The following is a 14,484-nucleotide window of genomic DNA, read 5'->3' on the forward strand; positions in this document are numbered from 1 at the left end:
GATTTACTCTGCCATTCTCTCAGGAACCGGATTCTGAAAACAGAGCTCATAACCATCGGGATCTTTCAGAAACAGCTGGTTCATTCCGTAGAAAGCCACTTTGGGCGGTTCCAGATCCAGCCCCTTGCCACGCAGTTCCTCATACATGGCATGTGCATCTTCACACAGAAAAAAGAAGCCGATCCCTTTGCTCCGTTCCTCAGTAGTCCCGTCTTCATCCGGGCAAGCCAGTTGCAGCATTAGGGCCACGCCATCCCGTTCCAGCCGGCACCAGGACAGTTTCCCCTCCGGTTCCCAGTTCAGTGTCATCTCGAAACCGAGTTGATCCCGATAAAAGGAGACAGAATGCGTGACATCTTCCACAAACAGAAGTGGTACCAGTTCCTGAATGGTGTTGGTGCCTGACTGCATCAGCGTATCTCCTGCTTCGCTTTAAAAGTTTCAGGATGCCTCGTCGCGATGGACGGTATCGGGCGAAAAGGCGGGCGTACAAACCGCGATATATTCGGCTCCCTCCGCGCCAGGTGTACTGTAACGAACCCACTCGCCGGGCTCCAGTATAATCCCCTGTCCCGCCTTGACTTCAAACATCCCCTCATGCGTCTCAACCTGCAGCGTGCCTTTCAAAACCACAGTCATTTCCTGAAAATCAGGTGTCTGCGCCGGCTCTACCCAGCCACCAGGAGAAACCATACGGGCGATGCTGATCGCGTCGTCTCCCGTATTCACTCGCCCCACAAACTCTTCAATCTGCTTGGGTTTGTTACCGGCGGCTTCTACTACGACTGGACGTTCAATGAATTGAGGCATGTGGATCCTTTCCGATCATCTTGGCTAATGTGGCTATGAATCTTCGTTGAGGTACTAGGAATGCCGGCCCTGAATTTTTATCATGAGACCGAATCGATCCAGCATCTCTTTTCCTGTAACATTCGGGAGTTGAACACATGGTAGCAAGTCTGCTGATACCTGTCCTGTTATCTGCCGTAGCATTGTTTTTTGCCAGCTTTCTGTCCTGGATGGTCTTCCAGTTGCATCGATCAGACTGGATTAAGATCGAACAGGAAGACGAGTTCCTCGATGCGTTGCGTGGTCTGAACCTTCCCCGGGGCAGCTACATGTTCCCAGGCTGCAAAACTCCCGAAGAGATGAAAAGCGAATCCTACCAGCAGAAGTGGGAACAGGGGCCCCGTGGAATTATCACCCTGTTTGATAAAGTCAATATGGGTCGAAACCTGGGGCTGACCTTTCTTTACTTTCTCGTAATCAGCTTTGCGCTGGCCTGCCTCGCGACGCTGGTGCTCTCGCCGGGTGCAGAATTCGCAGTCGTCTTTCGCTTTTTCGCCCTGGCTGCGTTCCTGACGTTTCTCTCTGCTATCGTGCAGCATGCGATCTGGTTCCACAATCGTATCACTGGACATATCATCGAATCGATTCTGTATGCGGTTATCGTCGGACTCATATTCGGATTCTTCTGGCCGGCTGCATAAGATAGCCAACTTTATTTCTAATATTAACCTCAAAACCTTAAAGGATATTACATGACTGACTCACTCCCCCTCGCCGGACAGAAGTTTCTACTATTCGTAGGTGCGGACTACGAAGACCTCGAACTCTGGTACCCAAAGCTCCGTCTCGAAGAAGCGGGTGCAGCGACAACCATGGCGGGACTGGAGGCCAATCAGACCTACCTGGGGAAGCATGGTTATCCGGCAGAATCGGAAGCCACCATTGAGAGCATTTCATCCAGCGATTACCAAGGGGTAATCTGTGCCGGCGGCTGGATGCCCGATAAGCTCCGCCGCTATGAAAAGGTACTTTCACTCCTGCAGGAATTCCATGAAAGCGAAAAGCTGATCGCAGCCATCTGCCATGGTGGCTGGATGCCGATCTCTGCTGGCATCTATCAGGGTGTCAAAGTCACCGGTTCTCCCGGAATCAAAGACGACCTCGTCAATGCCGGCGCTATCTGGGAAGACGCACCGGTTGTCGTGGATCGACACTTTGTCTGCAGTCGTCGCCCCGGTGACCTCCCTGATTTCTGTCGCGGTATCCTCGACGTCTTACTGTCGAAGTAAAGAGCCCCTTTCACAGACCGTCAGGGAAAGACGGTCTGTGCCCGTTTCTGAATCTCGGCATTCCCTGACATTTTCAGCTGCTGCTGAACTGCGGCATCCACCAGTTCGGCAGTCAGCTCTTTTTTCTCCAGCGCCTGCAGCAGCATCAACGTGCGGGCCTCTGTTCTGACGAGAGCCTCGACGGCGAGCTTCCGATTCCGCGGTGTCAATTTCGGCAGCGCGGTGATCAGATCCTGAGCCACTTCCGGGGTATTGATGTCTCCCAGTCCACTGACGGCCCCCATCTGCAATTCGGCCTGCTTCGCATCCATCAGGTAACGTTTCAACTGCTGCTGACATTTCTCGTAGTCGAGCATAGCCACCATGCGCAGTGCATCATAGCGGGTACCCGATTTGATTTTGGGATCATCGGCCATCTTGACTGCAGCATGCAGCGACTGCTTCCAGCGAACTTCCAGCGGAGGAGTGGCTTTGAGAATGTTTTCGATTTTCGTTCGTGGCCAGTCGCCGGCGATTGTGATCCCGTTGATCACACCGCCGCCAATCACCACGGCCTGCCAGCACTCCAGCGACTGCCCGAAGTCCGGCAGTGAAGCAGCCAGTAACCGATGCAGTTCATCCGCCTGGTTTCGTTTTCCGGTAGCAATCGCCTGTCTCCAGATATCGGGAATGTTACGATATTCATCAGGGGTACCAACTTTAACATCCGCCACCAGTGACTTGATTCGGGCCACTGGATCGACTTCAGGAGCAGCCTGTTCTGTAGCACCGGATGTAACGGATACCGCCTGATGCTGATCGCTGGTAGCGGTACTGGCCAGCGAGATTTCTGAAAGAAACAGCCAGCGACCAGCGCTTTGAAAATCAATGCGTACAAACCGTCCCCGTTGTTCCGGGAACGTGATTTCAATCATGCGTCGATCAATTTCATACAGCCCCAGTCCATCCGGGTGGTTATCGAATTCCGAAAACTGTACCGGATTACCAAACTCACGCCCGTTGTTGCTGAAGGAGACCCTTACTGATCGCGGAGCATGTATTGATCCCGGTTCATGATTGACGCCATACACGATCCGCAACGACTGCAGAGGCATCTTTTTCCCCAGATCCAGTTCAATTCGCGGCTGCGGCTGCTCGCCAGCGAAGCGGAACCCGACCCATTGGCCGTCATTGAATTTGGGAGTTCCGTTCATCCGATCGACCAGCTTCGGCTTCTGTGCATCATCGGGATAACTGGCATCCGGAGTCACCGCTCCCGCGTACTTGTAGCTCACGGGGGCACTGTGTTCCTGGAGATAGACAATCAGATCCGCCATTGCTGCGGGAGGAATTTCCCGTTCCAGCCCCTCGGGCATAAGTGACTTACCCGAATTGATCAACTCGTCAATCTGGGCTCTCAGAATCGTCAGCACTTTTCCCTTCTGCGCTTTCAGCGTGATACTGTTACTCTGCTCGGAAACCAGAATCCCCGTATTGAGTTTTCCATCTTCCGTTACCGCCAGATAGGAAGCATAACGACCGTCGACAGCTTTATTCGGATCCAGAATCGAGGTCAGCAAAAATGACTTGGATTGATCCGTCAGTGCCGCCAGGTCAGGACCGACCACATGGCCTTTGCCATCCAGGCGATGACAGCTGGCACACTGCTTCTCAAAGACCTGCCGCCCCCGTTCCAGGTTCCCCTGTTTCAGATCAACCGACTGATACTGCTTCAGTACCTGTTCGCGACTGGCACTGCTGGCCGCGGAAAACAGTTTCTGCGCGTGCTCTTTAATCTTGGAATTCTTATGCTCGAGCAGTCGCTGCTGATTCGTCAGATCAATCTGGGCAGGTTGCACCTGCTTCTGTTCAACCTGCTTCAGCAGTGCGTGAGTCGTCGATTCCCGCAGGAGAAACTGATTGAGAACTTCTGCCTGCAATGAAGGTGTGAACTGCTTCCAGTTTTCGAACACCAACTCCAGTGCCTCTGGATTCTGGGTGGCGATCAGGTTTCTCAATGCAGCGATCTGCAGCTTCAATGGTGTCTGCGGAGAGAGTAGATCGGCAACAAAATCGAGGTCCTGCTGATTCTGTTTCAGGCTTAACACAAACTCCAGGGAAGTTACCCGTTCTTCCGGAGACTGAGCGACATCAGATACCAGCTCACGGGCACGCTGACTCAAAGCCGAGATCTGTTTCTGAAATGCATCCGAATGGCCCTGCTGTTTCACCTGAGGCGACTGCAGTAACTGAGCAAGCAGGTTCCATTCCCAACTCGGAATCTGCTGACTTTCAGCAGCATGCGCTGTCAGATGGACAGCCAGGTCATTCAAGACCTTGGGCTGCTTCGAAGCGATTGCCATATCGGTCAGTGCATTAAGTACCGGCAGCATCTTCGGATTGGCTGTCACCTGAGGCAAAAGTGATGCGATTGCGGATGCCAGTCGACTCGGTTCAAAACTCGTCAGTACTGCAGACCGAATATAAACACTGTCGGCATGCTGCTGCATCAATTTCAACAACGCTGCCGTCGCGGCGTCTCCTTTTAAATCACCAAGAGAGTAAGCCAGTTGCAGAATCACAGACGGATCCTGTTCCTGCTTCGCCTGTGCCAATACCGCTTCTGCCAGCGGAGAAGATTCATTCAGAAATGGTTCCGACAGTCGAATCGCTTCGCGGCGGACTCCCGGATGAGCATCGTTAATCCGCGGTTGTAACAATTCCGGATCAAGTCCCTGTAATGCATCCAGTGTGCACAATGCCTGTAAGCGTGAGGCGGGGAACTCGGCCTCTGCTGCGATCTGTTTCAAGACAGGAACAGCACTCTTATCTCCGCGTAAGCGAAGTTCCTGCTGGACCATATCACGCAGAGTACCATTCCTGCTTTTCATCAAACCTGCGACCTTCGCAGCACTGAGCTGTTTCAGATCCGGCATGGATTTGAGCTGTTGCCCCTTGCGTGTCACACGATAGATCCGCCCCCGTGTCTCGCCCGCGCGGACATTCAGTTTCTGTACGGACTCCGGGGAGAGAAACTTGGGATGCTCAATCAGATAACGGTACATATCGACGATGTACAGCGAGCCATCGGGAGCCGTTCGCATCTGAACGGGACGAAACCAGTTATCGGTCGATGTCAGAAATTCACGCTCCTGCTCTTCTTTTGCCCGGTAACCGGCGAATGTCACTCCCTCTGGTTTCAAGACGCGACGATGCACCAGCTGATTCACTGGTTCACAGACAAACGCATTTTCATAAAAGGGATCGCCCAGTGCGACATCGCGATAGAGCCCCAGTCCACAGGCAGACGTCGGTCGGCCGCGCTGTCCACTCAGATGGAACTGAACCAGTTCCCCGACCGGATATAACTGACTGGCGTCATCACCGCGAGGTACGGCCACTTCAGCCGGCGGTGAAACCACATACGGATTTTTACGATAGTAAGCTTCATCCACGGGATAATGCACACACAGACTGCCATTCCGACAACCAAACCAGTCTCCCCAGTCATCGCGGACACGCCCCTGCTGGGTTCGTCCACTGACCGGCTCCAGTTCCCCCGTCTCAGGATGAAAGCGAAAATCCCGATTGGTCACATTAACGGTCTGGCCGTTGAACGATTTGATGATCCCGCCAAAAAGCCCCCCGGAAGCATAGACCCAGTTATCCAGGCCCGGTGCCAGACTGTTGACTCGTGCCTGATAGTTATGGGTTGCAAAACCAGTGAGCACCTTGCGGTTGATGTCTGCTTTCCCGTCGCCATCTGTGTCTTCCGCATATATCACATCAGGAGCAGTACAGACCAGCACTCCGTTTTTCCAGACCATCAGTCCGGTGGGAAACGGCAGCCCTTCCAGAAACACGGTCGCTTTATCATAGGTCCCGTCCTGATCGAGGTCTTCCAGAAATTTGACCACGCCCCCCGGTTTGAGATTGCCGTCCATCCCCTGCGGATAGTCTCGCATTTCCACAACCCACAGTTTTCCATCCGGTCCGAACTCCACTGCCACCGGATCGACTACCAATGGCTCGGCTGCGACCACATCGACCTGCAGGTCATCTGCGTAATTCATCCGGGAAATCGATTCTTCCGGAGTCAGTGGTCGTTTCCCGCCTGTTCGGCTGACATCTTCTGCAGGCTTGTAGTCAGCGGGAACCTGAGCGGCCACTGTCTTGAGTATTTTTTCTTCCAGTCCCGGTGCAAACGGCCCCGGCTTGTCATACCAGACCATCGCATTCCGCCCTTCGTAGCCTCCTTCTTGCAGGACGCGTTCGGACGGAATGTAACAGGGAACATCATTCGCATAAGAGGAGACCCAGACTTTCTCTCCATACTTACTCTTGATCGCCAGTGAGTAATCGACGACCACTTCTCCGCCAAGAAACACCATTGCCAGGTCGTCGCCGAAGACCCAGGATTTCACTGGATAGTCGATCTCATCTATTAAAGCCTCGCCCTGTGCCAGTCGTTTCAGATTTTTCTGAGCGTGGTAGCCCGTGATGCCAGGCTTCTGTGCCAGCATTTTCCACTCTTCTTCTGTCGGCAGAGTCGCCAATGGGAGTTTCACTTCCTGGCTGTGCGTGGTCAGGCTGCCAGTAATCGGTGCCAGACTCGTCTTCAACCGCTGCTTGACACCATCGGCGAGTCCCCGCCCATTCACCCGGGCAGCTCCCTGAACTTCGCCACGGACTTTGGGATTCTGATCGGCTCCACAACCAATGGCCACCATTGCCATGCATTCCGGGAAATCGGTTTCGATCCCTTCGACAGCACACCCGGCCCAGTCCCCTGACATAAATGGGACCGGTCCTAATGTAGTACAGTGACAGGCATAGCTCACCAGAACCGCGCGACGCTTTCCCTCGAGACTTTTCACAACCAGGATCGGCACCTCATAATCGACGGGCCCGGTGATCTGTCTGCGGTTTTTGGCAAAGGTGGCTGTTCCGGTTCCCCATTCCAGGTGTGCGGGGCGGGAATCCTGAATCGCCTGCTTTGCAACCTCAGTCAGTTTCTCAGCCAACTCCTGAGTATAGCGGGCAATCACTGCCTGCTCCTCTTTGGTCAGATCTTTCGTGAACAGGTTCGGCAACACATCAGTCAGCATGGGGGCCGAATGGGTGTGTGTCGAACAGATCACAACGCCGGATGGCGTCATTTCATATTTATCTTTCAGATTCGCGACAACCTTTTTTGTCACCTCAGCGGGAACACCACAGTTATCAACAGTGATCAGCACACGTGGCTTACCCTGTTGATCCTCAACAGCAACGGCACGTGCCCATAAATGCTGTTCCACCTGATTGATCAGCTTCGATCCACGAGCGGCGTATCCGCTTAAGGGGACCGGATACTCGGGAGTGATATCGACTTTGGCGATCCCTACTGAAAATGTTTTCGTTTTTTCAGCGTGAGTGATCGAAAAAGAAATACTGAAGACCACTGCCGTCGTTAAGAGGCGAAAGGCGTGCATGAGCTGGGGTCCTGTTCTGGAAAACAGTCTGGATGACAAGCGCAGGTATTGATTTTGATTGAATCAATTCCAGTGATTCCAGGCTGTTCTCATTTTTTAAAAATCTTTATTATCGAATAATCACTTCAGTGTAACCTCGGCAGAGAGGCGTAATCAATCCAGTGATGCGTCATTCACTTTCAATTTTGCGACACCGGAATTCAGTAATGCAGAACCGTACCGCCCCCCAGGTGGCGATATTCATAGAAACATCAAAAACATTCGGCAGAGAAATTCTGCAGGGAATCTCCAGTTATTCTCGCACCCATGGTCCCTGGTCAGTCTACATTGATGAATGGGGACCAGAGACGTCGTTACCCGACTGGCTGAATGGCTGGGAGGGAGATGGCATCATTGCCCGCGTCCGTTCACGTCAGATGGCAGAACGACTGTCAGCGGCCAATGTCCCCGTAGTCGACACGTTGCAACAGATCCCCAACCTGGGTCTGCCTGGAGTTTACCCTGATGATACAGCTCTGGCCCGAATTGCATTCGAACATTTACAGGATCGGCATCTCAGAAATTTTGCCTTTGTGGGTGTTGAACGGGCCAACTGGTCTCTTCGTCGGCAACAGGCATTTGCTGAACAGGCAGCGCAACAGGGTGCCAGTTGTGAAATTTACTCTCCACTTTCCCGCAGGAGATTCGTGGAGAGTTGGAACGGAGGACAAGAGGATCTGGGCGACTGGCTGGAATCGCTTCCTAAGCCGGTCGGACTGATGGCAGCTCACGATCTGCGGGCGCTCTGTGTCCTGGATGCCTGCCGCCGGCGTAATATTGCGGTACCGGAACAGGTGGCTGTCGTGGGAGTGGACGATGACGATGTCTTCTGTGAGGCAGTTGATCCACCGCTGACCAGCATCGCCCATCAGGCGAAAGCCGTTGGTTACCAGGCTGCAGCGCTGCTTGATCGCCTGATGAAAGGAGAACAGACCGCAGATTCAACAATCCTGGTTCCTCCCCGCCTGCTGATTCCCCGCCGCTCCACTGATACCATCGCCGTCGATGACCCCGCGATCGCAGCAGCACTCGAATTTATCAGGCACAATGCGTGTGGGAAAATCAGTGTTTCACTGATTGCCCGCCACGTCAACCTGGCACGGCGTTCCCTCGAGCGTCGCTTTACCAGACTGGTGGGAAAAACGCCGCATCAGATCATCGCGGAAGAACGTCTCCGGCGCGCCAGACAATTGCTGATCGACACTGATTTCACGCTCGAACAGATTGCAGCCATGGCTGGATTCTCCAGTGCCGCCTACCTGAGTGTGATCATCAAACAGCATGAGGGCTGTACTCCGACTGAGTTTCGACTGAAGGCACAACACTAGAAGGAATCTGCTTCATCTCATCATTGCCCTGGAAGATTCAGGAATTCGATCAGAGAAATTCGAACTGGAATAAGATCAATGATAGTCAATAAGAGGCTATTGACGCCTCAAATACTTACCCATAAAATGGCCGGATTCCATCTCATACATCAGGGCTAAAAATGGCGCACAGCAATCTGCAAGAAGAGCTAAAAAAGAAACAACCTTTCGATTCTCTGGAACAGGCAGCCATTTTAAATATCCTGCGAACCAGCGATATTTTTCATAACCAGTTCGGTAAGCTGTTCCGGGAATTTGGCTTAACCCCTTCTCAGTATAATGTTTTACGCATTCTACGCGGAGAAGGTAAACCCATGCCTTCACTGGAAATTGCCAGTCGAATGGTACAGGTCGTTCCCGCCATCACCGGGTTGCTGGATCGTCTGCAGGCTCAGGATCTGGTCAAACGCAAACGCTGCACGGAAGACCGGCGTGTGGTTTATATTGAAATCACACCGAAAGCACTCAAACTGCTCAAGCAGATTGATGAACCGGATCTCGAATTGCACCGCAAATTGATCGGCCATTTGAGCAAAAATGAACTGAATGAGCTGTCCCGGCTTCTCGAAAAGGCCCGAACGTCACTGGTTCCCGCCAACTAGAAATCAAATGACCTGCTTTGCGGTTCGTGGTTTTAAGCGGCCGTCACTTTCCAGGCAATGTCAAATCTCCTGACTTAACATTCGGGCCTGGTCAGATTTGTTCTCACATCTCGAAACGGCCCTCCCCCCCCCTAAACAATGCGGGAGTCAGGAGTTCCGTACTTGATAAGCACGCTATGCATAGCCGATGCCTGCACCAGTTTTGACTTTTTTGCCAAATAACTGAATTCTCTGAATCAGATCTCTTTTTTGAAGGTAGTTATATTATCACGGGGAAGGTATGCGCTGGTTGTGGCGATCATATTCATCAATTTTTATGAACTCCAGATAATACTGGATTGTCTGATTACTGTTGGAAAATTTGATTCCATTCGTTAAGCAGTTTGAGTACAGTAAATAATCTAACTCTGATACGTCTGCCTTCCTGAAGTTAGTTGACTCCCTGCAATTACCAATCGATTGCAATCAGCGATTGACCACTGCTATTGCTGAGGTTGTAAGGTGATCGGTAAGGAACGCCATCAAATGAACTACGGCACTGAATGGCCTTCGACACATATCACGCTCCTGAACCGTGTCCGCCTGCATACGGATGCGGAAGCGTGGCGGGAGTTTGTAAAAATCTACGGGCCCCTGATCTACAATTACTGCCGAAAAAAACGGCTGAACGATGCCGATGCCGAGGATGTCTGCCAGGAAGTCTTTCGCCAGATCAGCACATCCCTGAACTCATTCGAGTACAATAGAAAGCTGGGCCGTTTTCGTTCCTGGCTGGGTACGGTCACCTACCACGAAATCTGCCGGTTCTGGAAAAAGAACCAGCGGGTTCAGCACCAGACGGGAAAAAGCGAACTGGAAGAGTTCATTAATAAGCACCCCGGCGAAATTGATGGTGTCTGGTCTGATGAATTCTGCAGCCATATCTATGAAACCGCATTGGAGACAATCCGCCCGCAATTTGACGAAAAAACCTGGCGCGCTTTTGAACTCACCTGGATTCAGGATTCCCCTACCAAAGCAGCGGCGGTAGAATTGGACGTTGATCCGAACTGGATTTACAAAGCCAAGTTCCTGGTTCAACAGAAACTGAAAGAGGAAATCAAACGTCTTTCCTTTGATAGCGTCGTATTCCAGAAGTAAGCAGATCTTGAGTTCTTCATGGAAAATTGTCTCTCGGATAATCAAATTCACCAATACCTCGTACATGATCTGAATGGCGACGATTTACAGCGCTATTCTGAGCACCTCAACGAGTGCGGCAGTTGCCAGAAACGAATTGAGATCCAGTCAGAAGACGATGAACTCAAAGTCTGGCATAACTGCCATCGACAACAGGCCCAGGAAGAGCCCGCAGAGAAACACGCATTTACCGACGAACGGATCGATAAACTTTTTCGCTCCACATTTTCCTCCATTCATCAAGCCGGGAGTCGCAGCAACAAGGCATCGGACCAGCCGGCTGCCAATGCGACATCGACATTGCCCCTGCCGGAAGAAGCCCCCATCAGAACCATTGGGAATTACCATCTCATTGAACAGATTGGGAAAGGAGGCATGGGAGCCGTCTACCGTGCCACACACTCACATCTCAAAAAACAGGTCGTTGTGAAACTGATCCTGAACAATCGCGTCGATGACGAGACCCAGGTTCAACGGTTTTACCGCGAAATGGAAGTGATCGGCAGTCTGGATCATGCCAACATAGTCAAAGCTACCGACGCAGGAGAGATCGACGGGACCTGCTTTCTGGTAATGGAGTACCTGGACGGCCACGATGTCAAATCTATCCTGAATGCGGAAAAAACAATCCCTCTCTCATCCGCCTGTTACATCCTGAGGCAGGTGGCAAATGGTCTGCAGTACATCCACAACCATCAACTGATCCACAGAGATATCAAACCCTCCAATCTGTTTCTGACCTCCGACGGTCAGGTCAAAATTCTTGACCTCGGACTGGCCGGACTGAAGCAGGGGGAATGCAGCGATCTGACCGACAGTAACTGCATCATGGGCAGTGTCTATTACATGGCCCCGGAGCAGGCACAAAACGTCAAGAATATTGACCAGCGTGCAGATATCTACAGTCTGGGTTGCGCTTTCTACCAGATGCTCACAGGCCGGCCCCCGTTCAAAAAGACATCGCAACTCGAAACAATTATTGCGCATCGCGAGACACCACCACCACATCTGCGAGTTCCCATTCCGAACATCCCTCCTGAAATTGAAGATCTTTTTCAGTCCATGATGAAAAAAGATCCGGAAGAGCGGATTCAGACAATGGCAGAAGTTGTGGAGATTCTCGATCACTTTCTGTATCAGCGATCGGAGCTACCACTCAGCGAATCCTCGGAAACCCGGTTCACTGAGTCTCAGGAACTGAAACAATTATGTACGAACGCAAGGCTCTCCCCTGCAATCGAAGCACTGCAACAAACAGCGACGACTCAATACAGACAGCTGGGAGAATCCGCACCTCTCCGAAAGAGAATGGTCAGTTCATCTATTTTCATCGCCTGTGCACTGGGAGTGGCTGGTGCACTGATCTGGCTTAACAAGCCCGATGTGCCCTCCACAACGGCGGTCAACAAGACCACCCAAACAGCCGGTATCGCTCCAGTGATTCTACCTGCTATCAATGCGGAACTGGAAAGAAAAGCTGCAGCCTGGTTCCTGAATCATCGCTGCGTGCTTTGGGTCTCAGGTGAGAACAAACCCATCAATCAGATTGAGTCGCTCCCCAATCACGATTTTTCCATCACACGAATTGATTTCAAACCCCAGCCCATCACTCCCCAACTGCTGGCCCCCCTGAAAGGACTCTCCAGACTGGAAGAGCTAAACTTATTCAATTGCCGGATCGCTGCCGGATCGCTGCAGCCATTGGAGGGTATGCTCTCTCTAATGAAACTGGACCTGCACAGCACGGGAATTACTGATGCTGATCTGGCAGTTGTCAGCAGCCTGAAAAATCTTACCAATCTCTCAATTCACAAAAACCCCAAATTGACGGACCAGGGTATGCAGCATCTCGCTGATCTCCAAAATCTGGTATCAGTCAACCTGGCTCGCCTGAACGTCTCTGATAAAGGCCTGCAGTTTCTGCAGACCAATCCTGCTCTGAACTGGCTGAATCTGGAAGACACCAACACTTCCGACGCCTCAGTACCTGCACTCAAACAACTACACAGTATGGATAAGCTTCACCTCAAAGAATCCAAGGTCACTGAAGCTGGTTTTCAGGAAATAAAAAACAGTTTGCATAATGCGACTGTCCTTTCGTATTAAACTTCCCTCTCTGAGACCACCTTGTTCAGCTGAAATATCCTTGCAGCACCACCTCATATATGGTCACCATCAAGCCTTTTAAACCGGCATCTTAATCTTGACCCTCCGGTCCCCTTCTGAATACTTCAACCTGGTTTGTGTTTTCAGATTCTAATTCAAAAGGGCTAAATCGATGGTAGGTAATGCAGTCTGGCCAAAATCTGCGCGCGTAGAACAATTGGAAAATCAGACAAAGTTCCAGGCAGATCCGGAACAGAGTCTGGTCAGCATCGTAATCGCAGCGCGGAACAATGGACCATTTCTGGCAGAAGCAATCGAGTCTGCATTAAATCAAAGTGTGGAATGTGAAGTCGTCTATGTTGACGACTGCAGTTTTGACAACTCCCTCAAAATTGCCGGTCGATACCAGGATCAGGGACTGCAGGTGATTCGCTCGCAGTTTCACCGGGGGGTTTGTGAAGCACGGAATCGCGGTGCCTCATTTGCTAAAGGAGATTATCTGTTATTCCTGGACGGTGATGACGTTCTGCAGGCAGACTATGTCCAGAAGCATCTGGACGCCATTACTCCCGAGACACCCTTCGTATACGGTTCTGCCGAGGCATTTGGGGCCTTTACAACATTCTGGGATGCACCCGAATGGGACGACGGACGCCTGTGGTTACGAAATTTCGTGAACACCTCTGCTTTATGGAATCGCCACGCATTCGAAACCGCAGGCGGGTGGCGTAACAAAATCAATACCATGTGGGACTGGGACCTGGCCCTCCGCGGTGCTCGCCTGGGTACACCAGCGAAAAGTCAGGCTGTTCTGCTCTATCGCCAACACCCCGGTTCCTGGTCTGCCAACATTCAAACTAAGAAAGAGGAACGACAGGAATCGATGCTCCCCCGCATGAGACAGATCTGTACCCGACTTAGCGTAGGATCGATCATCAGCGGCCGCCTGGTCGACTACTTTCCCCAGTGGATGTCAGCGGTTGCTCAGGCTGTCAAACTGATCAACACACAGGAGCCGGTTGAACTGGTTCTACTGGACAACTCCAACAACCCACGCACACTCGAACAAATCAGAAGAGAAGCCTACCGCTATCTCAATATTTTTGAGTCTATCAGAGTCGTGCCACATCCGGTTAAATATCACCACACGACCGAGCGTGACAGAAGAAACAAGGTGGCCCAGTTCATGGCCCATGCCTGCAATCGACTCAAAGCAGAAATGAAAGGTGAGATCCACTGGATCATAGAAGATGATATCCTGGTCCCCCTCGAAGCAGGAAAAGAGCTAACTGAAAACCTGACGACAGGCTGGGTCCCGCCGAATGCAGTCTCAGGCTGTTACCGCAGTCGGCATGTCGAGTCACAGTTTGTCGGCGGTTATTTTGATGAAGAACATATCGTCAAAGCTTTTAAAGAACTGGGCGACAAAATCACGTCAGTCGACTATTGTGGTACAGGTTGCCTCATGTACTGGAAAGATCGAACGCCTAAATACTGGCGTAGCCACTACCGGGATTCGCCTGCCCATGACTGGGCCTGGTGCGCGCAGCTCAAGCGTGAGAATGGTGAAATATTGATGCTCCCCTCAGTGCACTGCGGACACGTTCAGACGCCGGAGAACATTCTCTACTGAGCATCTCTAGTACGGCCGGGGAAATAA

General features: G+C 51.8%; 10 protein-coding genes. 7 read left to right on the top strand and 3 right to left on the bottom strand.

Annotation, left to right across the window (positions count from 1 at the left end; all coding sequences use genetic code 11):
* Nucleotides 1-3: 3 nt before the first annotated feature.
* Together FYZ48_RS02065 and FYZ48_RS02070 are read right to left on the bottom strand one after the other, a co-directional pair.
* Entirely contained in the window at nt 4-411 is a 408-nt protein-coding gene (locus FYZ48_RS02065) for a VOC family protein (protein WP_149337015.1), read from the bottom strand.
* Nucleotides 412-441: 30 nt separating this feature from the next.
* Complete coding sequence (locus tag FYZ48_RS02070) at nt 442-810, bottom strand: cupin domain-containing protein (protein WP_149337017.1); 369 nt, start codon at nt 808-810, stop codon at nt 442-444.
* A 137-nt stretch (nt 811-947) separates the two neighbouring features.
* Here FYZ48_RS02070 and FYZ48_RS02075 point away from each other — a divergent pair, with 137 nt between their 5' ends.
* Together FYZ48_RS02075 and FYZ48_RS02080 are read left to right on the top strand one after the other, a co-directional pair.
* Nucleotides 948-1,490: a hypothetical protein gene (locus tag FYZ48_RS02075; RefSeq protein WP_149337019.1), complete on the top strand. Its 543-nt coding sequence runs from the start codon at nt 948-950 to the stop codon at nt 1,488-1,490.
* Nucleotides 1,491-1,541: 51 nt separating this feature from the next.
* Complete coding sequence (locus tag FYZ48_RS02080; protein ID WP_149337021.1) at nt 1,542-2,078, top strand: type 1 glutamine amidotransferase domain-containing protein; 537 nt, start codon at nt 1,542-1,544, stop codon at nt 2,076-2,078.
* Nucleotides 2,079-2,098: 20 nt separating this feature from the next.
* Here FYZ48_RS02080 and FYZ48_RS02085 read toward each other — a convergent pair whose 3' ends face one another.
* Nucleotides 2,099-7,531 carry a neutral/alkaline non-lysosomal ceramidase N-terminal domain-containing protein gene (locus tag FYZ48_RS02085; protein ID WP_149337023.1) on the bottom strand — a complete coding sequence of 1,811 codons (5,433 nt, stop codon included), beginning with the start codon at nt 7,529-7,531 and terminating at the stop codon, nt 2,099-2,101.
* Nucleotides 7,532-7,737: 206 nt separating this feature from the next.
* Here FYZ48_RS02085 and FYZ48_RS02090 point away from each other — a divergent pair, with 206 nt between their 5' ends.
* From FYZ48_RS02090 to FYZ48_RS02110, 5 genes are all read left to right on the top strand, one after another.
* Nucleotides 7,738-8,898, top strand: coding sequence for an AraC family transcriptional regulator (locus tag FYZ48_RS02090; RefSeq protein ID WP_187781834.1), 1,161 nt, complete (start codon nt 7,738-7,740; stop codon nt 8,896-8,898).
* A 161-nt stretch (nt 8,899-9,059) separates the two neighbouring features.
* The gene (locus tag FYZ48_RS02095) at nt 9,060-9,539 is read left to right on the top strand and encodes a MarR family winged helix-turn-helix transcriptional regulator (RefSeq protein WP_149337027.1); all 480 of its coding nucleotides are present in this window, start codon (nt 9,060-9,062) and stop codon (nt 9,537-9,539) included.
* Between the two features lie 525 nt (nt 9,540-10,064).
* Nucleotides 10,065-10,679 (top strand): RNA polymerase sigma factor, encoded by a 615-nt coding sequence (locus FYZ48_RS02100; protein WP_149337029.1) that lies wholly within the window; start codon nt 10,065-10,067, stop codon nt 10,677-10,679.
* Nucleotides 10,680-10,697: 18 nt separating this feature from the next.
* Nucleotides 10,698-12,824, top strand: coding sequence for a serine/threonine-protein kinase (locus FYZ48_RS02105; RefSeq protein ID WP_149337031.1), 2,127 nt, complete (start codon nt 10,698-10,700; stop codon nt 12,822-12,824).
* Nucleotides 12,825-12,996: 172 nt separating this feature from the next.
* Entirely contained in the window at nt 12,997-14,457 is a 1,461-nt protein-coding gene (locus FYZ48_RS02110) for a glycosyltransferase family 2 protein (RefSeq protein WP_145037924.1), read from the top strand.
* The last annotated feature ends 27 nt before the right edge of the window (nt 14,458-14,484 follow it).

The organism is Gimesia chilikensis, assembly GCF_008329715.1.
GTDB lineage: Bacteria > Planctomycetota > Planctomycetia > Planctomycetales > Planctomycetaceae > Gimesia > Gimesia chilikensis.

Bases quoted from the DNA above. Each gene is read 5' to 3' on its own strand.
- FYZ48_RS02065 (WP_149337015.1), bottom strand. From the start codon at position 411: ATGCAGTCAGGCACCAACACCATTCAGGAACTGGTACCACTTCTGTTT.
- FYZ48_RS02070 (WP_149337017.1), bottom strand. From the start codon at position 810: ATGCCTCAATTCATTGAACGTCCAGTCGTAGTAGAAGCCGCCGGTAAC.
- FYZ48_RS02075 (WP_149337019.1), top strand. From the start codon at position 948: ATGGTAGCAAGTCTGCTGATACCTGTCCTGTTATCTGCCGTAGCATTG.
- FYZ48_RS02080 (WP_149337021.1), top strand. From the start codon at position 1,542: ATGACTGACTCACTCCCCCTCGCCGGACAGAAGTTTCTACTATTCGTA.
- FYZ48_RS02085 (WP_149337023.1), bottom strand. From the start codon at position 7,531: ATGCACGCCTTTCGCCTCTTAACGACGGCAGTGGTCTTCAGTATTTCT.
- FYZ48_RS02090 (WP_187781834.1), top strand. From the start codon at position 7,738: ATGCAGAACCGTACCGCCCCCCAGGTGGCGATATTCATAGAAACATCA.
- FYZ48_RS02095 (WP_149337027.1), top strand. From the start codon at position 9,060: ATGGCGCACAGCAATCTGCAAGAAGAGCTAAAAAAGAAACAACCTTTC.
- FYZ48_RS02100 (WP_149337029.1), top strand. From the start codon at position 10,065: ATGAACTACGGCACTGAATGGCCTTCGACACATATCACGCTCCTGAAC.
- FYZ48_RS02105 (WP_149337031.1), top strand. From the start codon at position 10,698: ATGGAAAATTGTCTCTCGGATAATCAAATTCACCAATACCTCGTACAT.
- FYZ48_RS02110 (WP_145037924.1), top strand. From the start codon at position 12,997: ATGGTAGGTAATGCAGTCTGGCCAAAATCTGCGCGCGTAGAACAATTG.